The sequence below is a fragment of the Sulfitobacter aestuarii genome, assembly GCF_042685005.1.
GTDB classification, from domain to species: Bacteria; Pseudomonadota; Alphaproteobacteria; order Rhodobacterales; family Rhodobacteraceae; genus Sulfitobacter; species Sulfitobacter aestuarii.
Map to the genome: position 1 here is coordinate 116,542 of NZ_JBHUMP010000007.1, position 22,702 is coordinate 139,243.

At 64.8% G+C, this 22,702-nt stretch carries 29 protein-coding genes; 13 read left to right on the forward strand and 16 right to left on the reverse strand.

Annotation, left to right across the window (positions count from 1 at the left end; all coding sequences use genetic code 11):
• The first annotated feature begins 7 nt into the window (after positions 1 to 7).
• The 6 genes from ACFSUD_RS10075 to aat all read left to right on the forward strand — a co-directional run bounded on the left by ACFSUD_RS10075 (position 8) and on the right by aat (position 5,303).
• Positions 8 to 772: an ABC transporter ATP-binding protein gene (locus tag ACFSUD_RS10075; protein WP_386373976.1), complete on the forward strand. Its 765-nt coding sequence runs from the start codon at positions 8 to 10 to the stop codon at positions 770 to 772.
• A 62-nt stretch (positions 773 to 834) separates the two neighbouring features.
• Complete coding sequence (locus tag ACFSUD_RS10080; protein WP_386373978.1) at positions 835 to 1,581, forward strand: ABC transporter ATP-binding protein; 747 nt, start codon at positions 835 to 837, stop codon at positions 1,579 to 1,581.
• A gap of 144 nt (positions 1,582 to 1,725) precedes the next feature.
• Positions 1,726 to 2,631, forward strand: a complete 906-nt coding sequence (locus tag ACFSUD_RS10085) for a bestrophin family protein (RefSeq protein ID WP_386373980.1) — start codon at positions 1,726 to 1,728, stop codon at positions 2,629 to 2,631.
• A 151-nt stretch (positions 2,632 to 2,782) separates the two neighbouring features.
• Entirely contained in the window at positions 2,783 to 3,295 is a 513-nt protein-coding gene (gene accB / locus ACFSUD_RS10090) for an acetyl-CoA carboxylase biotin carboxyl carrier protein (RefSeq protein WP_386373982.1), read from the forward strand.
• A 10-nt stretch (positions 3,296 to 3,305) separates the two neighbouring features.
• Positions 3,306 to 4,658 carry an acetyl-CoA carboxylase biotin carboxylase subunit gene (accC, locus tag ACFSUD_RS10095; RefSeq protein ID WP_386373984.1) on the forward strand — a complete coding sequence of 451 codons (1,353 nt, stop codon included), beginning with the start codon at positions 3,306 to 3,308 and terminating at the stop codon, positions 4,656 to 4,658.
• Between the two features lie 9 nt (positions 4,659 to 4,667).
• On the forward strand, positions 4,668 to 5,303 hold the full coding sequence (gene aat / locus ACFSUD_RS10100; RefSeq protein ID WP_386373986.1) for a leucyl/phenylalanyl-tRNA--protein transferase: 636 nt from the start codon (positions 4,668 to 4,670) through the stop codon (positions 5,301 to 5,303).
• Here aat and ACFSUD_RS10105 read toward each other — a convergent pair.
• From ACFSUD_RS10105 to ACFSUD_RS10175, 15 genes are all read right to left on the reverse strand, one after another.
• On the reverse strand, positions 5,267 to 5,629 hold the full coding sequence (locus ACFSUD_RS10105; protein WP_386373988.1) for a DUF2155 domain-containing protein: 363 nt from the start codon (positions 5,627 to 5,629) through the stop codon (positions 5,267 to 5,269). The genes aat and ACFSUD_RS10105 overlap by 37 nt on opposite strands.
• Positions 5,629 to 6,078 carry an outer membrane lipid asymmetry maintenance protein MlaD gene (gene mlaD / locus ACFSUD_RS10110; protein ID WP_386373990.1) on the reverse strand — a complete coding sequence of 150 codons (450 nt, stop codon included), beginning with the start codon at positions 6,076 to 6,078 and terminating at the stop codon, positions 5,629 to 5,631. Before mlaD ends, ACFSUD_RS10105 begins: the two co-directional genes overlap by 1 nt.
• 1 nt (position 6,079) lies before the next feature.
• Positions 6,080 to 6,463, reverse strand: a complete 384-nt coding sequence (locus tag ACFSUD_RS10115; RefSeq protein ID WP_386373992.1) for an NADH:ubiquinone oxidoreductase subunit NDUFA12 — start codon at positions 6,461 to 6,463, stop codon at positions 6,080 to 6,082.
• Positions 6,464 to 6,537: 74 nt separating this feature from the next.
• Positions 6,538 to 6,897 (reverse strand): RidA family protein, encoded by a 360-nt coding sequence (locus tag ACFSUD_RS10120; RefSeq protein ID WP_386373994.1) that lies wholly within the window; start codon positions 6,895 to 6,897, stop codon positions 6,538 to 6,540.
• A gap of 139 nt (positions 6,898 to 7,036) precedes the next feature.
• Entirely contained in the window at positions 7,037 to 8,302 is a 1,266-nt protein-coding gene (clpX, locus tag ACFSUD_RS10125) for an ATP-dependent Clp protease ATP-binding subunit ClpX (RefSeq protein WP_386373996.1), read from the reverse strand.
• A 124-nt stretch (positions 8,303 to 8,426) separates the two neighbouring features.
• The gene (locus ACFSUD_RS10130; protein WP_386373998.1) at positions 8,427 to 9,080 is read right to left on the reverse strand and encodes an ATP-dependent Clp protease proteolytic subunit; all 654 of its coding nucleotides are present in this window, start codon (positions 9,078 to 9,080) and stop codon (positions 8,427 to 8,429) included.
• A gap of 122 nt (positions 9,081 to 9,202) precedes the next feature.
• Positions 9,203 to 10,246 carry a c-type cytochrome gene (locus ACFSUD_RS10135; RefSeq protein ID WP_386374000.1) on the reverse strand — a complete coding sequence of 348 codons (1,044 nt, stop codon included), beginning with the start codon at positions 10,244 to 10,246 and terminating at the stop codon, positions 9,203 to 9,205.
• On the reverse strand, positions 10,230 to 11,483 hold the full coding sequence (gene soxC, locus ACFSUD_RS10140) for a sulfite dehydrogenase (RefSeq protein WP_386374002.1): 1,254 nt from the start codon (positions 11,481 to 11,483) through the stop codon (positions 10,230 to 10,232). The genes ACFSUD_RS10135 and soxC overlap by 17 nt, the downstream gene beginning before the upstream one ends.
• Positions 11,484 to 11,557: 74 nt before the next feature.
• Positions 11,558 to 13,258: a thiosulfohydrolase SoxB gene (gene soxB / locus ACFSUD_RS10145; protein ID WP_386374004.1), complete on the reverse strand. Its 1,701-nt coding sequence runs from the start codon at positions 13,256 to 13,258 to the stop codon at positions 11,558 to 11,560.
• Between the two features lie 142 nt (positions 13,259 to 13,400).
• Positions 13,401 to 14,252, reverse strand: coding sequence for a sulfur oxidation c-type cytochrome SoxA (soxA, locus tag ACFSUD_RS10150; protein WP_386374006.1), 852 nt, complete (start codon positions 14,250 to 14,252; stop codon positions 13,401 to 13,403).
• Between the two features lie 63 nt (positions 14,253 to 14,315).
• Positions 14,316 to 14,645, reverse strand: a complete 330-nt coding sequence (gene soxZ, locus ACFSUD_RS10155; RefSeq protein WP_386374008.1) for a thiosulfate oxidation carrier complex protein SoxZ — start codon at positions 14,643 to 14,645, stop codon at positions 14,316 to 14,318.
• Positions 14,646 to 14,680: 35 nt separating this feature from the next.
• Positions 14,681 to 15,100 (reverse strand): thiosulfate oxidation carrier protein SoxY, encoded by a 420-nt coding sequence (gene soxY / locus ACFSUD_RS10160; protein ID WP_386374010.1) that lies wholly within the window; start codon positions 15,098 to 15,100, stop codon positions 14,681 to 14,683.
• Positions 15,101 to 15,278: 178 nt separating this feature from the next.
• On the reverse strand, positions 15,279 to 15,752 hold the full coding sequence (gene soxX, locus ACFSUD_RS10165) for a sulfur oxidation c-type cytochrome SoxX (RefSeq protein WP_386374012.1): 474 nt from the start codon (positions 15,750 to 15,752) through the stop codon (positions 15,279 to 15,281).
• Positions 15,753 to 15,878: 126 nt separating this feature from the next.
• Positions 15,879 to 16,466 (reverse strand): thioredoxin family protein, encoded by a 588-nt coding sequence (locus ACFSUD_RS10170; protein ID WP_386374014.1) that lies wholly within the window; start codon positions 16,464 to 16,466, stop codon positions 15,879 to 15,881.
• Positions 16,467 to 16,503: 37 nt separating this feature from the next.
• Positions 16,504 to 17,241, reverse strand: a complete 738-nt coding sequence (locus tag ACFSUD_RS10175) for a cytochrome c biogenesis CcdA family protein (RefSeq protein WP_386374016.1) — start codon at positions 17,239 to 17,241, stop codon at positions 16,504 to 16,506.
• Positions 17,242 to 17,318: 77 nt separating this feature from the next.
• Between ACFSUD_RS10175 and ACFSUD_RS10180 the strand changes: the two genes are divergently transcribed.
• From ACFSUD_RS10180 to ACFSUD_RS10195, 4 genes are read left to right on the forward strand one after another with little or no spacing between them, the layout of a single operon-like run.
• Positions 17,319 to 17,687 (forward strand): hypothetical protein, encoded by a 369-nt coding sequence (locus tag ACFSUD_RS10180; protein WP_386374018.1) that lies wholly within the window; start codon positions 17,319 to 17,321, stop codon positions 17,685 to 17,687.
• Positions 17,684 to 18,196, forward strand: a complete 513-nt coding sequence (locus ACFSUD_RS10185; RefSeq protein WP_386374019.1) for a GlcG/HbpS family heme-binding protein — start codon at positions 17,684 to 17,686, stop codon at positions 18,194 to 18,196. The genes ACFSUD_RS10180 and ACFSUD_RS10185 overlap by 4 nt, the downstream gene beginning before the upstream one ends.
• A gap of 13 nt (positions 18,197 to 18,209) precedes the next feature.
• Positions 18,210 to 18,548, forward strand: a complete 339-nt coding sequence (locus ACFSUD_RS10190) for an ArsR/SmtB family transcription factor (RefSeq protein WP_386374021.1) — start codon at positions 18,210 to 18,212, stop codon at positions 18,546 to 18,548.
• A complete protein-coding gene (locus ACFSUD_RS10195; protein ID WP_386374023.1) occupies positions 18,541 to 19,596 on the forward strand; it encodes a YeeE/YedE family protein in 1,056 nt (351 codons plus the stop codon). The genes ACFSUD_RS10190 and ACFSUD_RS10195 overlap by 8 nt, the downstream gene beginning before the upstream one ends.
• Here the strand turns inward: ACFSUD_RS10195 and ACFSUD_RS10200 are convergent.
• A complete protein-coding gene (locus ACFSUD_RS10200; RefSeq protein WP_386374025.1) occupies positions 19,593 to 20,582 on the reverse strand; it encodes a zinc ABC transporter substrate-binding protein in 990 nt (329 codons plus the stop codon). The two genes, ACFSUD_RS10195 and ACFSUD_RS10200, sit on opposite strands and share 4 nt — an antisense overlap.
• Before the next feature lie 83 nt (positions 20,583 to 20,665).
• Here ACFSUD_RS10200 and ACFSUD_RS10205 point away from each other — a divergent pair, with 83 nt between their 5' ends.
• The 3 genes from ACFSUD_RS10205 to ACFSUD_RS10215 are packed head-to-tail and all read left to right on the forward strand — an operon-like array spanning position 20,666 to position 22,700.
• Positions 20,666 to 21,145 (forward strand): transcriptional repressor, encoded by a 480-nt coding sequence (locus ACFSUD_RS10205; RefSeq protein ID WP_386374027.1) that lies wholly within the window; start codon positions 20,666 to 20,668, stop codon positions 21,143 to 21,145.
• Positions 21,142 to 21,903: a metal ABC transporter ATP-binding protein gene (locus tag ACFSUD_RS10210; RefSeq protein ID WP_386374029.1), complete on the forward strand. Its 762-nt coding sequence runs from the start codon at positions 21,142 to 21,144 to the stop codon at positions 21,901 to 21,903. Before ACFSUD_RS10205 ends, ACFSUD_RS10210 begins: the two co-directional genes overlap by 4 nt.
• The gene (locus ACFSUD_RS10215) at positions 21,903 to 22,700 is read left to right on the forward strand and encodes a metal ABC transporter permease (protein ID WP_386374031.1); all 798 of its coding nucleotides are present in this window, start codon (positions 21,903 to 21,905) and stop codon (positions 22,698 to 22,700) included. Before ACFSUD_RS10210 ends, ACFSUD_RS10215 begins: the two co-directional genes overlap by 1 nt.
• Positions 22,701 to 22,702 lie beyond the last annotated feature (2 nt).

A 22,702-nucleotide genomic window follows, 5' to 3' on the forward strand; every position in this document is an offset into this window, starting at 1 on the left:
AGAGACCATGGCCATTCTCGATGTCAAGAATGTCGGCAAGCGCTTCGGCGGGCTGCAGGCGCTCAGCAATGTGAACCTCAGCGTGGCGGAAAATACCGTCCATGCGATCATCGGGCCGAACGGCGCAGGCAAGTCGACGCTGCTCAACTGCCTCGTCGGCAAGCTCATCCCCGACACCGGCAGCGTGATGTTCGACGGGCAGTCGGTGCTCGGGCGCAAACCCTACGAGATCAACCAGATGGGGATTTCGCGGGTGTTCCAGACCCCGGAGATCTTCGGCGATCTGACGGTGATGGAGAACATGCTGATCCCCTGTTTCGCCAAACGCGACGGGGCCTTCCAGCTCAACGCGCTGAGCCGGGTGGTCGGGCAGCGCGAGGTGATCGATCACGCCGAGCACATGCTGCGCGACATGAACATGATCGACAAGCGCCACATGCATGCCGCCTCCCTGTCGCGCGGCGACAAGCGGCGGCTGGAGATTGCCATGTGCCTCGCGCAGAACCCGCGGCTGCTGCTGCTCGACGAGCCGACTGCCGGCATGGCGCGGGCCGATACCAACAACACCATCGACCTGCTGAAACAGATCAAGGAGGAGCGCGACATCACCATCGCGATCATCGAACACGACATGCATGTGGTGTTCTCATTGGCCGAGCGGATTACCGTGCTCGCCCAGGGCACGCCGCTGGTCGAGGATACGCCGGACCGGATCAAGGGTCATCCCAAGGTCAAGGAAGCCTATCTCGGGGAGACCCAGGATGCCGCTTGAGCCCGAGACCACCGCCCTCGCCCCAAGCTTTCCCCGCCACACATGAAGACGGAGACTTTGCAATGAACGTCCAACCCGACATGCCCGGCCGCGCTGCCACCGGCCCTGCCTTCCTCTCCGTCTGGGACATCCATGCCTATTACGGCGAGAGCTACATCGTGCAGGGCGTCAGCTTCAACGTCCATGAGGGCGAGATCCTGGCGCTGCTGGGGCGCAACGGCGCGGGCAAGACCTCGACCCTGCGGGCCATCGCGCGGCTGTCCGATCCCGAGCTGCGCCGCGGCGAGGTCTGGCTCGATCACCAGCCGCTGCACAACATGGCCAGCCATCAGGCCTCCGCCGCCGGTCTGGCGCTGGTGCCCGAGGACCGCCGGATCATCGCCGGGCTCACGGTCGAGGAGAACCTCAAGCTGGCGCAGATCGCGCCGCCGATCGGCTGGTCGCTGGAACGGCTCTATGAACTCTTTCCGCGTCTCGGCGAGCGGCGCAATCAGGAGGGCGTGACCCTGTCGGGCGGCGAGCAGCAGATGCTGGCGATCGCCCGGGCTCTGGCGCGTGACATCAAGGTGCTGCTGCTCGATGAACCCTATGAGGGGCTGGCGCCGGTGATCGTCGATGAGATCGAAAAGACCCTCGCCCTGATCAAATCGCAGGGCATCACCACCGTGCTGGTCGAGCAGAACGCGGTGCGGGCGCTCAAGCTTGCCGACCGGGCGGTGATCCTCGATACCGGCGGCGTGGTGTTTGACGGCAGCGCGGCCGATGTGCTCGACAATGCCGATCTGCGCGCCGAATATCTGGCGATCTGAAGCAGTCGGTCCGCGCGGGAAACGCTGTGACATTCCGCGCGGAAAGACCGCGGTCTTCCGATTCCGCGCCGCAAAGGTCGGATTCGCATTTGATTCGCCTCCGGCTCCCCCCTAGGGCTGCGCCAAGTCCTGAGGAGAGCCGCCATGATCATCCGCGACAACCCGTCCGCCTTTCGCCTGTTCTTCGTCATGCAGGGTTCGGTCCTGCCGCGAATCCTCGGCAAGATCGGCGCAGTGGCGCTGCTGACGGCGCTGGTGCTGCTGGTGGATGCCGAGGTCACGCTGCTGCCGCATGTCTCGATGGCGGCGCTCAGCGTCTTCGGTGTCGCCCTGTCGCTGTTCCTCGGCTTTCGCAACAACGCCGCCTATGAACGCTGGTGGGAGGCGCGCAAGCTCTGGGGCGGGATCATCGCCGATATCCGCAGCCTCGGACAACAGATGGCGGCCTTCAGCGAGAACCGCGAAGATTGTCGCCGGATGCTGCATCTCGCCGTCGCCTTCGCGCATCTGCATCGCGGTCATTTGCGCGGCGCCGATACGCGCGCCGATGCCGCCCGTTTCATCGACCCGGAAGAGGCCGAGCGGATCGCCGCGAGGCTCAACCCTGCCGACGCGGTGCTGCACAGGATGGCGGCGCTGGTCGGCGAAATGGCAAGGGCGGGCCGCATCGACGCCTATGCCCGGGTGGCGCTGAGCGATCGTCTCGGCCAATTGGCACTGACCCAGGCAGGCTGCGAGAGGGTGCGCAGCACGCCGCTGCCCTTCGTCTATTCGCTGCTGGTGCGGCGCACGACCTATCTATACTGCTTCCTGCTGCCCTTCGCGCTGATCGAGACCACCGGCTGGTTCGCCCCGCTTTTTACCGCCGTGGTGGCCTATGTCTTCTTCGGCCTGCAGGCGGTAACCAACGAGCTCGAACATCCCTTCGCCAATGTGCAGAACGGCCTGCCGCTCGACGCCATGTGCCGGATCATCGAGGTTTCCGTCGCCGAGGCGCTCGGGGAGACCCCGCCGCCGCTGATGCAGCCGCGGAACCACCTGCTGACCTGATCCGGCCCGGCAGGCGCGGTTTTTCCCGCCCGGACCGCCCCCGCGCCCCTTCACAGCACCGGCTTTCCATGGCAAAGCCCTTGTCCTATAAGCAGGCGAGCACCAGGACGGCGCGAGGTCTGCCTGACACCCGGAAACGGTCGAGGACAATATGACAAAAAACACCCATGATGCCGACGTTGCCTTCATCCAGGCACTCGCCGAGCTGCTGAACGAGAACGATCTGACCGAGCTTCAGGTCAAGCGTGACTATGCCGAGGACGACAGCCTGAACGTGCGCGTGAGCCGCAAGCCGCCGCAGCAGATCATGGCGCCCCAGCAGATGCACGCGAGCGCCGCGCCGATGGCCGCCGCCGCCCCGGCGCCCGCCGCCGCCGCGCCCGCAGCCGCCGCGCCGGCCGCCGAGCAGGCCTCGGACCCCGCCGATCACCCCGGCGCCGTGACCTCGCCGATGGTCGGCACCGTCTATCTGCAAGGTGAGCCCGGTGCCCCCGCCTTCATCAGCGTCGGCGCTTCGGTCGCCGAGGGCGATACGCTGCTGATCGTCGAGGCGATGAAGACGATGAACCACATCCCGGCACCGCGCGCGGGCACGATCAAGCGTATCCTGGTGGCCGACGGCGATGCCGTGGAATTCGGCGCGCCGCTGGTGATCCTGGAATAAGGCGCCAGTCATGTTCAACAAAATCCTTGTCGCCAACCGAGGCGAGATCGCCCTGCGCGTCATCCGCGCGGCCCGTGAAATGGGCATCCAGTCGGTCGCGGTGCATTCCACCGCCGACAGCGACGCGATGCATGTGCGCATGGCCGACGAATCGGTCTGCATCGGCCCGCCATCGGCGAGCCAATCCTATCTCTCGATCCCGGCAATCATCGCCGCCTGCGAGATCACCGGCGCCGAGGCGATCCATCCCGGCTACGGATTCCTCTCCGAAAACGCCGGTTTCGTTCAGGTGGTGGAGGATCACGGGCTGACCTTCATCGGCCCGACCGCCGAACATATCCGTATCATGGGCGACAAGATCACCGCCAAGGACACGATGAGGAAGCTCGGCGTGCCCTGCGTGCCCGGTTCCGACGGCGGCGTCCCGACCCTCGAAGAGGCCAAACGCATCGGTGAGGAATTCGGCTACCCGGTGATCGTCAAGGCCACCTCCGGCGGCGGCGGCAAGGGGATGAAGGTCGCGCAGAATGCCAAGGAGATGGAAAAGGCATTCAAGACCGCGCGGGCCGAGGGCCAGTCGAACTTCGGCAATGACGAAGTCTATATCGAGAAATACCTTACCACGCCGCGCCATATCGAGATCCAGATGTTCGGCGACGGCAAGGGCAACGCGGTGCATCTCGGGGAGCGCGATTGTTCGCTGCAGCGCCGCCACCAGAAGGTTTTCGAGGAAGCCCCCGGCCCCAGCATCTCCGCCGAGGAACGCGCCCGGATCGGCAAGGTCTGCGCCGACGCGCTGGCGCGGATCAATTACATCGGTGCCGGGACGATCGAGTTCCTGTACGAGAACGGCGAGTTCTATTTCATCGAGATGAACACCCGCCTGCAGGTCGAACATCCCATCACCGAGGCGATCTTCGGCGTCGATCTGGTGCGCGAGCAGATCCGCGTCGCCGAGGGCATGCCGATGTCCTTCACCCAGGACGATCTCGACATCAACGGCCATGCCATCGAAGTACGCATCAACGCCGAGAAGCTGCCGAATTTTGCGCCCTGCCCGGGCCGGATCACCCAGTATCACACGCCCGGCGGGCTTGGCGTTCGGATGGATTCCGCGCTCTATGACGGCTATTCGATCCCGCCCTTCTATGACAGCCTGATCGGCAAGCTGATCGTACATGGCCGCGACCGGGCCGAGGCGCTGGCGCGGCTCAACCGCGCGCTTGGCGAACTGATCGTGGACGGGGTCGATACCACGGTGCCGCTGTTCCACGCGCTGCTGCAGGAGCCCGACATCCAGTCCGGCAATTACAACATCCACTGGCTCGAACGCTGGCTGGAAACCAATCTCGGCGACAGCTGACCGCGGATCATGACGGAGCTGACGCCGGAGCTTCTGTTACACGGCTATTCGATCGGGATCTTCCCGATGGCCGAACATCGCGACGACCCGGAAATCTTCTGGGTCGATCCGCGACGCCGAGGGGTGATCCCGCTCGACGGGTTCCACGTCTCCCGCTCCCTGCGCCGCGCGATGCTCCGCGCCCCGTTCAACATCGGCGTCAACACTGCCTTCGACGCGGTGGTGGCGGGCTGCGCGGATCGTCAGGATACCTGGATCAATGACGAGATCGCGACGCTTTACGGACGGCTGCACGCCCTTGGACATGCCCATTCGCTGGAGATCTGGGAAGGTCCGGCGCTGGTGGGCGGGGTCTATGGCGTCAGCCTCGGCGGAGCCTTCTTCGGCGAAAGCATGTTCTCGCGGCGCAGCAATGCATCGAAAATGGCGCTGGCGGTGCTTATCGAAAGGTTGCGACGCGGCGGTTTCACGCTGTTCGACACGCAGTTCCTGACCGAGCATCTCGCCTCCCTCGGCGGGATCGAGATTTCACGGGCAAGCTATCACCGACAGCTCGAACAGGCTCTGCCCCGCAGGGCCTCCTTCACCGCGCCCGAGGCATTGAGCCTTCAGGACGTCGTGCAGCGCATCACCCAGACGTCGTAACGCTGATGTTCAAGCGCGTTGAGCGCCGGGGCGGAGGCGATCATCCAGCCCGAAAAGATCGGATTTTCATTGCCCTGTTCGGAAATCTGCAGCGCGGCATAGGCATTGCCCGCCGGATTGCCCGCCGGGTAGCGGCAATCGCTCATGCGGATGCTGAGCGTGCCGAGACTGACCGCCTGTCCGGTGGTCACCTCCAGATCGACCGTATGACCCGAGGTCTTGTCGAGCGCCCGCAGCAGCCCGGCGGGCGCCGAGGCGATCTGTTCCTGGGCCTGCAGCGACAGGGGCGCGGCAAGCAGGGACAGGGCGATCAGGAATTTGCGCATCATTCTTCTCCGCGTCCGGTGACGAATTTCATCAGCAACGAGATCAGGCTGACCGCGCCCTGCGTATCGGTGATATCGGCCCCCGGCTCGAAGGCTTCGGGCGAGCCGCCGGGGCGGATCTCGACGAAATTGCCGCCGAGCAACCCTTCGGAGGAGACAACCACCGCGCTGTCGTCGGGGATCTCGATGCCGCGTTGCACGCTGAGCGTCGTCTCGACCCGGTAGGTCTCGGGGTTCAGCGCAATCGCGCTGACCTCCCCGATCCGCACCCCGGCCAGACGCAGATCGCTGCCGAGCCCGACGCCTTCGAGACTGCGGAAACTCGCGTGCAAGGGATAGGTCGCGCTGCTGCGCGTGATGCCCGCGGCCTGTGCGGCGAAGACCGCAAAGCCGATGGCCGCGGCCAGAACCACTCCGCCCACCAGGATCTCGGCTGCATCCTCACGCATGTTACTTGGGGCTCCAGGCCTCGTAATCGCGGCGATCCGCCGGGCGCGATTGCCGGATCGACCCGGCAGGGGCATAGGCCATGGCGGTGCCGGTGAGGTTTTCCAGATGCGGCTTCTCCCAGGGCTTGTGCGCCAGCGGCCGTTCGGTCGGCGGTTCGTCCCAGGTGCGGTGCAACCAGCCATGCCATTCCGGGCTGACGCGGCTCGCCTCGGCCTCGCCGTTGAAGATCACCCAGCGGCGGCTGTCATCCGCGTTGCGGTAATAGATGTTGCCCTGCGCATCCTCGCCCACCTTGTTGCCTTTGCGCCAGGTGAAAAACTGCGTGTTCAGCGTCTGGCCGTTCCACCAGGTGACGGCGCGCAGCAGGGTGTTCAAAATGCCCATCAAGGTCTCCGTTTCTGTTGGCCGATATATGCACCAACCGCACTGCAAGGTCCAGTGCGGCGGACGCAGCGGCGCTAGGTCGGCAGGACCGCGGTGACCTCGATCTCGATCCGGTATTTCGGATCGATCAGGCCACATTCGATCATCGTCGCCGCCGGGGGATGCGCGCCGAAGGTTTCGGCGAGAAGCGCATGGCAGGCCTCGAATTCCCGACGGTCGGGCAGCATATAGGTGACGCGCACCACATGTTCCAAGCCGCAACCGGCCTTTTCGAGCGCACCGGCGATCGTGTCGAGCGCGGCACGGCATTGTGCCTCCACGCCCTCGCCCTGCCCCACCGTGCCGGCCACATGCACGAAACCGCCCGCCACGACAGCGCGGCAATAGCCGATGGTCGTTTCAAACTCGCTGCCAGACCTGATCCGCTTGATCATTTGCCCTCATCTCCTCCGACGCCGTTCCGGCGCATGTCACGGCGGCATGATCACCGCCCGTCAGTCACTGTTTCACGAAAAAAGAGGTGGACCGCAACGGCCCACCTCATTCTTGATTGCTTGCTTGCCGCCCCGGACCTCAGCCCGCGGTGGCCGGTTCCTTTTCCGAATCGGCGTGGATCATCAACGGTGCGGCATCCGATGTCACCGCCTCGTCATTGACCACGACCTCGGTCACCGTCTCCAGCCCCGGTAGTTCGAACATCGTGTCGAGCAGGATATCCTCGAGGATGGAGCGCAGCCCGCGTGCGCCGGTCTTGCGCTGGATGGCGCGTTTGGCAATGGCGGTCAGCGCGTCGTCGGTGAAGGTAAGCTGGGTATCCTCGAGCTCGAAGAGCCGCTGGTATTGCTTGACCAGCGCGTTCTTGGGCTGGGTCAGGATGGTGACCAGCGCGTCCTCGTCGAGATCCTCCAGCGTCGCCAGCACCGGCAGACGGCCGACGAATTCCGGGATAAGGCCGAATTTCAGCAGGTCCTCCGGTTCGAGATCGGTGAAGATCTCGCCGATGCCGCGGCTGTCATTGTCGCGCACATCCGCGCCGAAGCCCATGGCAGACCCCTTGCCGCGCGCCGCGATGATCTTGTCAAGCCCGGCAAAGGCGCCGCCGCAGATGAAAAGGATATTGGTCGTGTCCACCTGCAGGAATTCCTGCTGCGGATGCTTGCGCCCGCCCTGCGGCGGCACGCTTGCCACGGTGCCTTCCATCAGCTTCAAGAGCGCCTGTTGCACACCCTCGCCGGAGACGTCGCGGGTGATGCTGGGGTTCTCGCTCTTGCGGGTGATCTTGTCGACCTCGTCGATATAGACGATTCCGCGCTGCGCGCGTTCGACGTTGTACTCCGAGCTTTGCAGCAGCTTGAGGATGATGTTCTCCACATCCTCGCCCACGTAACCGGCTTCGGTCAGCGTCGTCGCATCGGCCATGGTGAAGGGCACATCGAGGATCCGCGCCAGCGTCTGCGCCAGCAGCGTCTTGCCGCAGCCGGTAGGGCCGATCAGCAGGATGTTGGATTTCGCCAGCTCGATGTCGCCGCCCTTCTGGGCATGGTTCAGGCGCTTGTAATGGTTGTGCACCGCCACCGAGAGCACCCGCTTGGCCATCGCCTGTCCGATCACGTAATCGTCGAGCACGTCGCAGATGTCCTTCGGGGTCGGCACACCGTCGGTGGCCTTCAGCCCGCTGGTCTTGGTCTCTTCGCGGATGATGTCCATGCACAGCTCGACACATTCATCGCAGATGAACACGGTCGGCCCCGCGATGAGCTTGCGCACCTCATGCTGGCTCTTGCCGCAGAAGCTGCAATAGAGCGTGTTCTTGCTGTCGGTGCTGGAATTATTCGCCATCTCAACCCTTTCAGGTCTGTCGTTTCCTGTCCCGCCCCGGCTGCGGGACAGTTCTGATCGGCCTCAAGCTTAGGCCAGTGCCCCCGGCGCTACAATCGCAAAATCGTCGCGCCGGGATCGCGGATCACTTGTCCTTGCCGTCGCCGGAAGTCTCGGGATCCTCGGCCTTGCCACGGCTCTCGACGATCTCGTCGATGAGACCCCATTCGCGGGCTTCCTCGGGCGACATGAAATTGTCGCGCTCCAGCGCATCCTCGACCTTCTTCAGGGTCTGGCCGGTATGCTTGACATAGATCTCGTTCAGCCGCGTCTTGAGCTTCTGGGTTTCCTGGGCGTGAATCATGATATCCGTCGCCTGCCCCTGATAGCCACCCGAAGGCTGGTGCACCATGACGCGGCTGTTGGGCAGCGAGAAGCGCATGCCGGGCGCGCCGGCGGTGAGCAGCAGCGAGCCCATCGACGCCGCCTGCCCGATGACCAGCGTGCTGACCTTGGGCTTGATGTACTGCATCGTGTCGTAGATCGACAGACCGGAGGTCACGACACCGCCGGGGCTGTTGATATACATGGAGATTTCCTTGGACGGGTTCTCCGCCTCGAGGTGCAGCAGCTGCGCCACGATCAGCGAGGACATGCCGTCATGCACCGGGCCGTTGAGGAAGATGATCCGTTCCTTCAGCAGCCGCGAGAAAATGTCATAGGCCCGCTCCCCGCGGCTGGTCTGTTCGACCACCATCGGGACAAGCGTATTCATATAGGTATCAAGAGGATCGTTCATCGGTGCCTGCCTGTATTCATGTTCGCAGGACCATACCCGCAAAACCCTTACCCAGAGATTAGTCGCGCAGGTTTTGGGGTTCAAGGGGGGCCGACGCCTCTGTCGGCCCCGCGGGCGTCAGTTTATTCGCTTGCGCTTTCCAGATAGGCGATCAGCGCGTCGATATCCTCGGGCTTCTTCACCCCGGCAAAGGCCATCTTGGTGCCGCTCAGATAGGCTTTCGGCTTGGCGAGGAAAGCCGACAGTTCAACCCGGTTCCAGATCAGCCCGTTGGCGGCGGCCTTCTGCATCGCCTTGGAATAGCTGAAGCCTTCGACATGGCCCGCAGGCGCATCGACGATACCGGTCAGGATCGGCCCGACCTTGTTGGCGGCATCCTCGCCGATCTGGTGGCAGGATTTGCACTTGCGGAACACCTTCGCCCCCGCCTCGATCAGCTCGGGTTTCGGAGTTGCCGCGACGTCTGCAGTCTCTTCGGGCGCTTCGGTTTCCGGGCTCTCGGTGGCCGCTCGAGTCTGTTCCTCAACCTCCGACTTGGCGGCGGTCTCCTCAGGCGTCACATCCAGCACCGCGGCGCGCATGGTGATTTTGACACTCTCCTTGCACTCGCTCATGCAGGGTTCGGTGCGAAATGCCACCAGCTCGGTTGCGGGCCGGTCGTCAGCGATGAACCCGTCCTCGTTTGGCAGGCGGTGCGCGGTGAAATTCTCCGAAGTAAGCTCGAAATCCTCGTCGACCTCGTCATTGAGATACATCAGATAGGCGGTGATCGCATAGACCTCGTCAGCGTTCAGCGATTGCGCATTGCCGAAGGGCATGGCCCGGTTCACATAGTCGTAAACCGTCGAGAGATAGGGCCAATAGCTGCCGATCGTCTTGACCGGCCGGGCATTGGTCAGACTGCCCTGCCCGCCCGCCAGCACCGGCCAGCGGCCCCGGCCCTCACCGAAATCGCCATGACAGAAGGCGCATTGCGCGGTGAAAATCTTCTCGCCCGTCATCACGTCGCCGCGCCCCTCCGAAAGGCCCTGCCCATCCGGGCGGATGTCGATGTCCCAAAGGGCGATCTCCTCAAGCGTCGCGGCGCGCCCCAGCCCCAGCGGCTCGGCGGCAAGCGGTCCGGCAAGGAACGTGGCGATCAGCGCGGCTTCAAGAAATCTCGACATTTTCGGCACTCCCGTCTGCTGCCACGGCCCAGGTCTGGATGCCGTTATTGTGATAGATCGAATTGACGCCCCGGAAGGCGCGCAGCTCTGCCTTGGTGGGCTGCACATAGCCGGTGCTGTCATGGGCGCGGCTCTGCAGCAGCAGCGGACTGCCGTCCCAGTCAAATTCGAAATAGAAGCGGTGCAGTGATTTCGGCAGGCTCGGCCCGTCGATCCGCGCCTCTTGCCAGTTCTTGCCGCCATCAAGTGTCACATCGACCCGCGGGATCGTGCCGCGCCCCGACCACGCCAGCCCGGTCAGCACCGTTGGTCCCGGCCCATGGGTGATCGGCGCCTGCGGACTCGGGTTGGTGATCACCGATTTCGCGTCCATCTCCCAGGTGAAGCGCCGCGCCGTGCCGTCCTCCAGCAGGTCGGTATATTTGCTGGTTTCCTCGCGGTGATGCCAGGGCTGATCGCCCACTTCGAGGCGGCGCAGCCACTTGACCCACATGTTACCTTCCCAGCCCGGCACCACCAGCCGCAGCGGATACCCCTGTTCGGGGCGCAAAGCCTCGCCGTTCATCTTGAAGGCGACAAGGCAATCGTCGAGCGCCTTCTCCATCGGGATCGACCGGGTCATCGCCGCCGCGTCGGCACCTTCGGCGAGCAGCCATTTGCCCTCGGTCCCGACCCCGGCCTCCTCCAGCAGCAGCCGTAGCGGGATGCCGGTGTACATGACGTTGTGGATCATCCCATGGGTGAACTGACAGCCGTTGAGCTGCGCGCCGCGCCATTCCATGCCGGAATTGGCCGCGCATTCGAGGGAATAGACATGGTTCTCTCGCGGGAAGCGTTTGAGGTCTTCCATGGTAAAGACCAGCGGCCGCTCGACGAGGCCATGGATCATCAGCCGGTGCTGCGCCGGATCGACCCGGGCGACACCGCTGTGATGACGCTCGAAACAGAGCCCGTTGGGGGTGATGATCCCATCAAGGTCGTGCAAGGGGGTAAAGTTGACGGAGGAAACCGGATCGGCGGTCAGCCACTCGACATTGCGCCGTTTCACATCGGCCTCGAAGGGCGAGGGTACGCCATAGGGCGCGGCGTCAACCCCGTCGCCGAGCTCCTGCATCCAGGGCTGCACCGAGATTGCCGGATCGCTCTGCGCACGGCTCTGCGTCGCCAGGGTTCCGACTGCCGCCGCCCCGGCCAGAAAGGCACGGCGCGACGGGTGTTTATCGTTGTTCTCTGCCATGGGATTCCCCCTCACATATTCAAATTCAGTTTATTGAATTTAAATGCAGGTGAGAACCCCCATTCTGACGAAATCTACTCGGGCAGAACGACTTTCACCGGGGTGGCGGCGCCTTGTGAAACGCTCCCCATCTTGGCGATATGGCTCTCCACCACATCCCAGATCGGCGGCCCTTCGGTGCCCTCGTTGACAGAGGCCCAACCGGCAACCACATAGCTGCGCTGCGGGTCGATCGGCTCGCCGGAACTCAGCAGGGTCATGTCGCTGATCCGCTGGCCCTGCGGCTTGGCGATGTCCATCTTGAAGCCCATGCCGCCGACCCGCACCATGTCGCCGCCCTGCTGGTAATAGGGGTCGGGGTTGAACAGGTTGTCGCCGACGTCCTCCAGCACGACTTTCAGGAATTCCCCCGTCATTTCCGTGCGGTAGGCATTGGGATAGGTCATCGCCGTGACGTTGAAGATATCCTCGCGGGTGATGTCCTGCCCCGGCAGGATCGACGGCCCCCACCGAACACCGGGGCTCAGCGCGATCTCGGCTTCGCGCTCGCTGAGCAGCGCGTCGCAGATCAGATCGTCCCATGTGCCGTTGAAGTTACCACGGCGATAGAGCAACGCGTCGGACTTGCCGACCACATGGGTCAACTCGTCCAGATAGGGCGCGCGCTGTGCGTCGATCAGCTTGGTAATCTCCGCATCCGGCGTGATCAGGTCGGAGAAGATCGGGATCAGCTTGTGGCGAATGCCCATCATCTTGCCATCGCGCACGTCCAGATCCACGCGAGAGACGAATTTGCCGTTCGAGCCCGAGGCGATGATATGGGTCTGACCGACCAGCACCGGCTCGGGCAACGCGTCATGGGTGTGGCCGGACAGGATCACGTCGATGCCATTGACGATCCCGGCCATCTTCTTGTCCACATCAAAGCCATTGTGGCTCAGGCAGACGACCAGCTCTGCCCCCGCCGCGCGGACTTCATCCACCATCTGCTGCATATGCTCATCGCGGATGCCGAAGCTGTATTCCGGGAACATCCAGCCGGGGTTGGCGATCGGCATATAGGGGAAAGCCTGACCAATCACGGCGATCTTCACGCCGCCGCGCTCGAAGAATTCATAGGGCTTGAACAGTTCGGCGGGCTCGTCCCATTCCGCGTCAAAGATGTTCTGGCCAAGCGCTGCAAACGGCAGCCCTTCGACGATCTCCTGCACGCGTTCGGAGCCCAGCGTGAATTCCCAGTGAAAGGTCATCGCGTCGGGTTTCAACGCATTCATCACGTTGACCATGTCCTGACCTTCGGTCTTCAGGCAAGTCATCGAACCATGCCAGGTATCGCCGCCGTCGAGCAGCAGCGCGTCGGGCCGGTCGGCGCGAATGGCGTTGAGCACGGTCGAGACCCGATCAAGGCCGCCGACCTTGCCATAGGCCTGCGCCTGCGCGACAAAATCATCATAGGTCAGCGCGTAATCAAGCGGTGTGCCGCCGCCGATGCCGTAGCGGACGCGGAACTCCTCGCCGGTGATATGGGGCACCTTGCCGCGGTTGTCGCCCACGCCGATGTTGACCGAGGGCTCGCGGAAATAGATCGGTTTCAGCTGCGCATGAATGTCGGTGACATGCATCAGCGTGACATTGCCGAATGTCTCGAACTCGAGCAGCGTATCCTGATCGAACTTGTCCTGCGCCGCGAGCCGGGCCCAATTGCCGAAACCCGAACCGCCGTAGATCGAGGCGGCGGCCATGGACATTTGCAGAAAATCACGGCGGGACAGCATGGGAGAGGCTCCTTCGGGCAGGCAGGGATCGGCCCCGGCGCGGGACCGGGGCGTTAGGTGTTTTCAGGGGCGCCGGTCGGGGCCGGGGGTGTGGTGTTTGGAGCTGGAGCCCCCGGTCGGGCCGGGTGACGCCCGTCGGGCGTCAATTACGGACCGAGGGTGCCTCCACCGACAGGCCGTTGCCGCGGCTGGCGACGTAGAGCTCGAGCGCGACAAATTCCTCGCTGCCGGGCTTGAACGTCTCGGCGCGTGTGTCGCGGATACAGCCCTTGAAACGCGCGTGGCTGGCGTTGAGCTTGGCGTTCTTCAGGCGATACACGGGAAAGCCGTTGATCTGCCCCTGGCTCAGGTGATCGGCACGGATCATGTTCCCGTAATTGTCCTCGTGACAATTGGCGCAGGACAATTCGAGCTGGCCATAGCGGGTGTAATACATCTCCTTGCCCTGCTCCCACATCGACTGGGCCGGACCGTCGATCGCCACATCGACCGGCATGCCGCGCGACTGGACCGAGACCAGCGATTCCATGCTCACCATCTCGTTGCCGGTGTAATTCCACGGCTCGGCACCCATCTGGGTTTCACGGCAATCGTTGATCTGCATCGCCAGGGTGCGCACCTCCCCGGCCTGCTCGTTCCATTTCGGATAGGTGGCGCGCACGCCCTTCATGCTCTCCGCCACGTCCTCGTGACAGGAAGCACAGGATTTGCCCTCGCTGCCTTCGACATTCTGCCAGGTCTCTATCGCCTGATCGACGAAGATCATCGCCGGATTGTCGAAATCGTCCATCTGCAACTGCTGCGTCTCGTCCGAACGGAACCGCCAGCCCGAAAGCAGCTCGGGCAGTACGCCTTCGAGATGCGCGGGCGGTTCGGTTTTGGTGACCATCTCGATCTCTTCGTTGACAACCAGCTCAGCCTCTTCATCGGCCAGTCCCATCAAGGGCGCCGATACCAGCAGCGCAGCCATTGCTGTCATTGCCTTGAATTTCATAGCATTCTCTCCCTGTTCCGATCGTCCTTGCAGCTGGCGAGACGCGCCCGAAGGCGCGCCGGTTCAGCCGATCGCGACCGATTTTGTTTCCTCGTAGACCGAGCCGTCGTCGTCATACCATTTGAAGGTAAAATCCCCGGCCTCGGGCACTTTCGCCTCGAATTCGAAATACGGATTGGTCGACATCGCCGGTTCCATCTTCACGTCGATGACATTCTCGCCGTTGAAGTCGCAGGTGAAGCGGTTGATGATCGAGCGCGGGATGACATTGCCGTCGTCGTCCTTGCGCTGGCCCGATTCCATCGGGTGGCTGATCAGCGTCTTGATGGTGATGACCTCACCGGCTTCGGCTGATTTCGGGACTTTGACGCGCGGGGTTACACCGTCTGCCATGGTTCGATACTCCTGATGTTTGGGACGCGGGGCGCTCAGCCGCCGCAGCCCCCGATGGTGACTTTGACCTCGGCGCTGGTACGGGCGAAGGTGCCGTCTTCGAGCCTGGCGATGGCGATGACCTCCTGGCTCTTGGCGAGCCGGATCCTTGTCGAGGCATTGCGCGCACCGGCCAGCGGGCCGAAGGCAAAGGTGCCGACCGGCGGGGTCGGGTTGCCGGTGGCCAGCACCATGATCGCCGCGGCATTCTCGGCCGATACTTCGATCGGCACGGTATTGCCGTTCTCGGCAATCTCCGGCGCGGTCAGGGTCACGCCGGTATCGGCCATTTCCGCGCCGCCGGTGAATTCGGCGATCAGCTCATCGACCGTCGCGGCCGAGGCCCCGACGGGCAGCACGCTCAGCGCCAGCGCGCCGAGCCCGAGGCCCAATGTCTCACGTCTTGAGAATTCCATTCTCTGTCTCCTTTGACTGTCTCGGCGCGTCGCCGCGCCAATTCCTGCGGTATGCCGAAAGACGCTGATCCCGCAACGTCGGTTTTTGACCCCTGACTCACGGGTTCTTTTCCCGTCGCGACACCTTGTCCCGCAGGGCGAAAGCGCCCTGCTCCCCCGGCGTGGCGCCAAACGCCCTCTACTCCTTCAGCGTGGCAAGAAATGCCACGACATCCTCGATCTGCTGCGCGTCCAACAGCGGCGGCAGCGGTTCCTCGCCCGCCTTGCCGGTAAAGCCGTCGCCGGGGCGGACATAGCCCTCGGTCTTGTAATAGGACGGCATCATCGATCCTTCGAAGGTCTTCTTGGAGTTGGCGACGATGCCGCGCAGCTCCGCCTCGCTCCAGCGCTCGCCGGCCCCGTCGAGCATCGGGCCGATCTCGCCATGGAACGGCACGTCCGCGAGGGCGCCGATCTGGTGACAGGCCACGCAATTGCCGCGCTTCTTGTCCCCGGCAATGGCGGCGCCGCTCTCCGCATCGCCCGGCGCGCCGGTCAGCGAGGTCTCGACAGCGCCATATTCGTCATAGGCCACATCCACGGGCGCGACCGTCTCCGCGCCTGCCATAGCGGCGATCCCGACCAGAGCGCCCCCCAGAACCCATCTCTTCATCGCAGATTTCCTCCCGTTCAGGGCCACATTCGCCTGTGACACTCTGTTGATCTGACCCTAAAACAGCCGGGCAAGGCCGCGCAACAACAAATTCACGAAATTGAATAGTTCCCGCGCCGCCCCGGCTCAATCGGTCCGGCCGTTGTCCCGCTCTTGGATGCGCCGCGCGTGATAGCGCTGGAAATCCTCTTCGCCGTCAAGCGCGTAACGCTTTTCGTTGACCCAGGTCAACATGTCGATCGTGGTGCCAGGGCCGAAGGCGCCGGGCATCACCGCCACCGCCGCCTGCGGCGCGGTCACGCCCTCTTCGACCTCTTCGGGCAGGAACATCATCGTCGGGGTGAACAGAATCCCCCATTTGCGCGCCATCTGCTTCTCGCTCAGCGTCTCGCCGTCGAAATCGGTCACTTCGACATCGCCATGCAGGTTGAGCTGCACCACGAAGTAATTGTCCTCGATATAGCCGCCGACCTCCGGGCGCGGGAAGACCTCCTCGTGCATCTTGGTGCAGTAGATACAGCCGCGCTGCTCGAACATGATCAGCAGGCGCTTGCCCTCGTCATTGGCCTCGGCCAGATCCTCGGGCAGATCCTTGAAAGTGTCGCGCATCCAGGGCGCCTTGTGCAGCCCGTCGTCGCCCAGCTCCGCCGCCGCGGTGGGCAGCGCCAGCATTGCCGCGACAATCGCCGCGCCTATCGTTGCAAATCTTCTCATCACAGCCTCCCAAAGCTTTCGTATTCGCCTATGCCGGTCATCCCAGCGTGGTGAAGGACGGGAACCAGCGGATCATCGCATCCGCGATGAGCTGCACACCCCCCGTCACGATCAATATCGCGAAAAGGATCAACATCACCCCCATCGCCTTCTCCACCCAGACCACAAGCGCCCGATTGCGCGCCGCCCAGTCGAGGAACGGCCCGGCAAACGCCGCCGCCAGCACGAAGGGCGCGGTCATGCCGAGCCCGTAGACCAGCAGCAACGCGCCACCGCGCCAGATGTCGCCCATGCCGCTGGCGATCATCAGGATCGAGGCCAGTGCCGGGCCGACGCAGGGCGTCCAGCCAAAGCCGAAGGCGAGCCCCATCAGATAGGCCCCCCAGACCGAGCCGGGCGCGCCGCCGTCCTCCAATCGCGCCTCACGATAGAGCAAGGGCACCCGGATGACCCCCAGAAAATGCAGGCCGAACAGCGTCAGCAGCGCCGCCGCGACCCAGGACAACGGCTCCAGATATTGCGCGAAGACCTGCCCGAGCGCGGTCGCGCCCATGCCGAGCAGCACGAAGATGCTGCTGACCCCCAGCGCAAAGAGTACGGCCGAGGCCACCAGACGACGCTGCGCCCCCATTGCAATCGCCCCGTCGGCGCGCAATTCGCTCACGCTCAGCCCGCCCATGTAGGACAGGTAGAACGGCACCATCGGCAGGATGCAGGGCGTGAAGAAACTCAGCAAACCCGCGAGCAGCGCCCCGGCGAAACTAATATCGAACATTGCGGCCCCGACCTTGATCAATTCACATATTCAAATTACGTTGAGTGTCACGCGAACGTCAATCGGACTTCCCTTTCATGCGCCAAATCGCTGCTCTTTGCCTTGCCGCCGCCACCGCCCTCGCTGCACTGCCTGCAGTCGCGGCCGAGCTGGTGATGGTCGAGCAGAAGGGCTGCATCTATTGCGAACGCTGGGATGCGGAGATCGCGCCGGGATATCCCAAGACAGCCGAAGGCCGTTTCGCGCCACTGCGGCGCGTAGATATCGGTGACGTGGCGGATGACGTGGCGTTGCAGCGCCGGGTGATCTTCACCCCGACATTCCTGCTGGTCGAGGAGGATGCCGAACTGGCCCGCATCGAAGGCTATCCGGGCGCGGAATTCTTCTGGCCATTGCTTGACGAGATGCTGCGCGAGGTGACGGATTATACGGGAGAAAGCTCATGAGCAACGCCGCGATCAGACTGGCTTTGGCCCTGAGCTGCGCCACCTTCACCGGCACTGCCAGCGCCGGGCCGGATGACGCCTTTGTGGAGTTTCGCAGCCTGAAGCCCGAATATGCGCTCCAGATGGCGCAGGCGGCGCTGGAAAGCTGCCGCGAGGCCGGGTTTCAGGTCGGGGTCACGGTCGTCGACCGGATGGGCGTGCCGCAGGTCTTTCTGCGCGACCGTTTCGCCGGGGCGCATGTCTATGAGACGTCCCGCCGCAAGGCCTGGACGGCAGTGAGCTTCCGCTCCTCCACCACCGATCTCGATGCGGCGACCCAGCCCGGCGCCGCCTCCTTCGGGATACGCGCCCTGAGCGAAGCGCTGCCCTTGGGCGGTGGCCTGCTGGTGCAGGATGGCGAGGGCGCCACGGTGGCCGGGATCGGCGTCTCCGGTGCTCCGAGCCCGAGCGCCGATGACGCCTGCGCCGAAGCCGGGATCGCCGCCATCGCCAATGACATTGCCTTCTGAACGGAAAGACCTGATGACCTCCCTGCCCATCATCACCCCGGACATCTCCGATGCCGACATGGACCGGATGCTCGAAAACGCGGTCACGGCGGCGAATTTCCTTAAGGCGATCAGCCATGAGGGGCGGCTGATGATCCTCTGCCATCTGGTGTCGGGGGAAAAATCGGTGACCGAGCTCGAAGCCCTGATGTCGGCGCGCCAGGCGGCGGTCTCCCAGCAATTGTCGCGGTTGCGGCTCGAAGGGCTGGTGGTGCCGCGCCGCGAAGGCAAGACGATCTATTACCGCCTCGCCGACGAGCGTCCGCGCAAGATGCTCGAAACCGTCTACGAGCTGTTCTGCAAGGATGATTGAGCTTCTGGGACAGCCGCTGAGTGCCGCGCTTCTGGGCGGTTGCGGCGGTGTCCTGTTCGGTCTCGCCGCGCGGCTCGGACGGCTCTGCACCCTCGGCGCGATCGAGGACGCGCTCTATGGCGGTTCTGATCTGCGGTTGCGGATGTGGGGGCTGGCGATCGGCGTGGCGATGCTCGGCACCTTCGCGCTCGCGGCTCTGGGCTGGCTCGACCTCGGACAAAGCCTCTACCTCGCCGTCGCCTTCTCGGCCCCGGCGGCGATCTTTGGCGGGCTGAGTTTTGGCTATGGCATGGCGCTCACCGGCACCTGTGGATATGGCGCCATCGCGCGGCTCGGCGGCGGGGATCTGCGCGCCTTCGTGATCGTGCTGGTGATGGGGCTGGCGGCCTATGCCACGCTCACTGGTCCGGCCGCACCCGTGCGTGCCCTGCTGTTCCCGCGTGTCTCACAGACCGGCACCCCTGACGGGATCGCCCATCTGCTCGCCGGGGTCACCGGATTGCCGCTCACGGTCATCGGGCTTGGATCCGGCGCGCTGATCTGCGCGCTGATGCTGCGCTCGGCAGCCCTGCGCCGCGATCTGCGCGCGCTGTCCTGGTCCTGCGTCGTCGGCCTCGCGATCATCTCCGGCTGGGCCGCCACCTCCTATCTGTCGCGCGTCGGTTTCGCACCGCAGACGATCCTGTCACACAGCTATTCCGCTCCGGTGGGCGAGAGCCTGCTCTATGCGATGCAGGGTTCGGTGCGCCCCCTGAGCTTCGGCATCGGCTCGGTGGCCGGGGTCTGGGTCGGGGCCTTCATCGGTTCGCTCTGGCAGGGGCATTTTCGCTGGGAAGCCTGCGAAGATCCGCGCGAGCTGCGCCGGCAGATCTTCGGTGCGGCGCTGATGGGCATGGGTGCGGTGATCGCCATGGGCTGCACCATCGGGCAAGGCATCTCCGCCGCCTCGACACTGGCCTACAGCGCGCCGCTGACCCTGGCGGCGATCTTTGCCGGCGCGGCGCTCGGCCTGCGCCAGCTGATCACCGGCTTTCGCCGCCCGGCCTAGTCCGACAGGCACTCGGCCATCGCCGCCGCCATGGCGCGCAGCAATTCGGGATAGAGCGCCGCCCCCGGGGTCAGCCGCGCCCCGAGCGGATCGAGCTTACCGATGTTCACCGCCTGCCCCGCCACCACCGTTTCCAGCAGCGCGCTATTCATCTGCGGTTCGGAAAAGGCGCAGCGCGGCGCCGCCGCGGCGATCTCGGCGCGCAGCGCGCTGATCCGCGCTGCCCCCGGGCGCGCCGCATCCCCGGCGGTGATCGCGGCGAGCGGCTGAAGACCGAAACGATCCTCGAAGTAATGATAACCGTCGTGGAACACCACGAAGGGCACCGAGCCATGGGGCGCCAGGTCGGCAGCGATCTCGGCTTCGAGCACCGCGAGCGCCTCCTGCGCCGCCGCGGCATTGCCGCGGTAGGTTTCGCTGTTGTCGGGATCGAGCCGCGACAGCTCGTCGGCGATCACTCCGAGCCAGAGCGCCGCGTTCCGCGGATCGAGCCAGCCATGCGGGTCGATACCGTCGTGACCGTGCCCGTCGTGATCATGTGCCACGTCATGCTCTTCTTCGTCATGTCCAGCCTCATTCTGCGCCTCCGGCACCGTCACACCATGCGCCGCATGCGCGCCGAATCCCGCGCCGTCACGGAATGTCAGCACCTGCGTACCGGGCTGCGCCATCAGGCCCAGCTGCGCCGCCTCCCCGGCCAGCGTGTCGATCGGTTCGGCCAGCCAGGGCGTCAGCTCCGGCCCGATCCAGACCACCAGATCCGCTCCGGCCAGGCTGCGCGCCTCGGAGGGGCGCATCGCGTAGCCATGCGGCGAAGCGTTGGCCGGGATCACCAGATCGGGGGTGCCGAGCTCCCCCATCACCTGCGCCACCAGCGACTGCACCGGGGCGATATCGGTAGCCACCTGCGGCACCTGCGCCTCTGCCTTGACACTGAGCAGGGTCAGCGCGGTCGCGCCAGTGAGTATTTTTGAAAGGGTGAACATGGCAGGCCTCTTGATGTTATATTATCACGCTTGCTAGCGCCGATGTTATAACATATCAATAGGCAAAATCGGAAAGGCCCGCCATGTCCGCCCTCGGATTTCAGAAGCATGACCATGCCGCCTGCATGCGCTCCACCCTCGCCAAGGCCGAGGCGCATTGCGCCGAGGCCGGGTTGCGGCTGACGCCGGTGCGGCGCAAGGCGTTGGAAATCCTAATGGCCGAACACCGTGCGCTCGGGGCCTATGACCTGCTGGCGCATTTGTCCGAAGCCGGGCTCGGCAGCCAGCCGCCGGTGGCCTACCGGGCACTCGATTTTCTCGTGAAGGCCGGGTTTGCCCACAAGATCGAGGCGCTCAACGCCTATATCGCCTGCGCGCATCTGGGCGCCGATCACGCGCCTGCCTTTCTCATCTGCCGTGCCTGCCTGTCGGTGTCGGAGACCGAGACCGCGCCCCAACAGGGCCGCCTCGGCGCCATGGCGCGTCGGGCGGGGTTTCGGATCGAGCGCACGGTGGTGGAGGCCGAAGGGCTCTGTCCGACCTGTCAGGAAACCGCCCGATGAGCCTGATCGAGACGCGCGGGCTGGCGCTGCGCCATCACGGGCAGGAGGTGCTGCGGGATGTCAATTTCACCATCGAGCGCGGCGAGATCGTCACCATTGTCGGGCCCAACGGCTCGGGCAAATCCTCGCTGCTGCGTGCGCTGATCGGGGCGCTGCCCCCTGCGAGTGGCGAGATCACCCGCGCCCCGGGGCTGCGCATCGGCTACGTGCCGCAGAAGCTGCATATCGACGCCACCCTGCCGCTGACCGTGCGGCGGTTTCTCAACCTGCCGCAGCGCCAGAGCCGCGACATCCTGCAGGCGGCGCTGCTCCGTGCCGGGGCGCCGGACCTGATCGAGCGGCAGATGACCGGGCTCTCGGGCGGGCAGTTCCAGCGGGTGCTGCTGGCGCGCGCGCTGCTCGGCAGGCCCGATATCCTGATCCTCGATGAGGCGACACAGGGGCTCGACCAGCCCGGCAGCGCTGCCTTTTATCGCCAGATCGAGGAAGTGCGCCGCGAGATGGGCCTGGCGGTGCTGATGGTCAGTCATGATCTGCATGTGGTGATGGCGGCCTCGGACCGCGTGCTCTGTCTCAACGGTCATATCTGCTGCGAGGGCACGCCCGAGGTCGTGGCCGACGCGCCGGAATATCGCGCGCTGTTCGGCACCGGCACCAAGGGGGCGCTGGCGCTTTACCGGCATGAGCACCACCATTCGCATGATCATGGCCATGCGCATGATCACGGCCACGATCACAGCGGGAACGGACCTCATTGATGCTCGACGACTTCCTGCTGCGCGCCGCCCTTGCCGGGCTCGGCGTCGCCCTGGCCGCCGCACCACTTGGCTGTTTCGTGGTCTGGCGGCGGATGGCCTATTTCGGCGATGCCACCAGCCATGCCGCCCTGCTCGGCGTGGCGCTGGCGCTGGCCACGGATCTGCCGGTCCTTGCCGGCGTGCTGCTGGTGGCGCTGGCCATGGCGCTGCTGGTCAGCGGCCTGTCGGGACGTCAGATCAGCGCCGATGCGTTGCTCGGCGTGCTGGCCCATGCGGCGCTGGCTTTGGGGCTGGTCGCGGTGTCGCTGCTGCCGGGGCAGCGGGTTGACCTGTCGTCCTACCTGTTCGGAGAGATCCTCGCCGTGAGCTGGCGCGATGTGGCGCTGATCTGGGGCGGGGCGCTGGCGGTGCTGGCCTTGCTGGTCTGGCGCTGGTCGGCGCTGCTGGCGGCGACGCTGAGCCCGGATCTGGCGCAGGCCTCGGGCGGTCATCCGCGCCGCGAGCAGCTGATCCTGACGCTGGCGCTGGCGCTGACCGTGGCGGTGGCGCTGAAGGTGGTGGGCGCCCTGCTGATCGCGGCGATGCTGGTCATTCCGGCGGCCGCGGCGCGGCCCTTCGCGCGCAACCCGGAGGCGATGGCGCTCTGGGCGGTGCTGATGGGCGGTATCGCGGCACTGGGCGGGCTCGCCGCCTCGTGGCGCTATGACACGCCGACCGGGCCGAGCATCGTGACCTGTGCCGCGATCCTGTTTATCCTGAGCAGCGGGGTGGCGCCGCTACTGCGGCGCCGGGGCTGAGG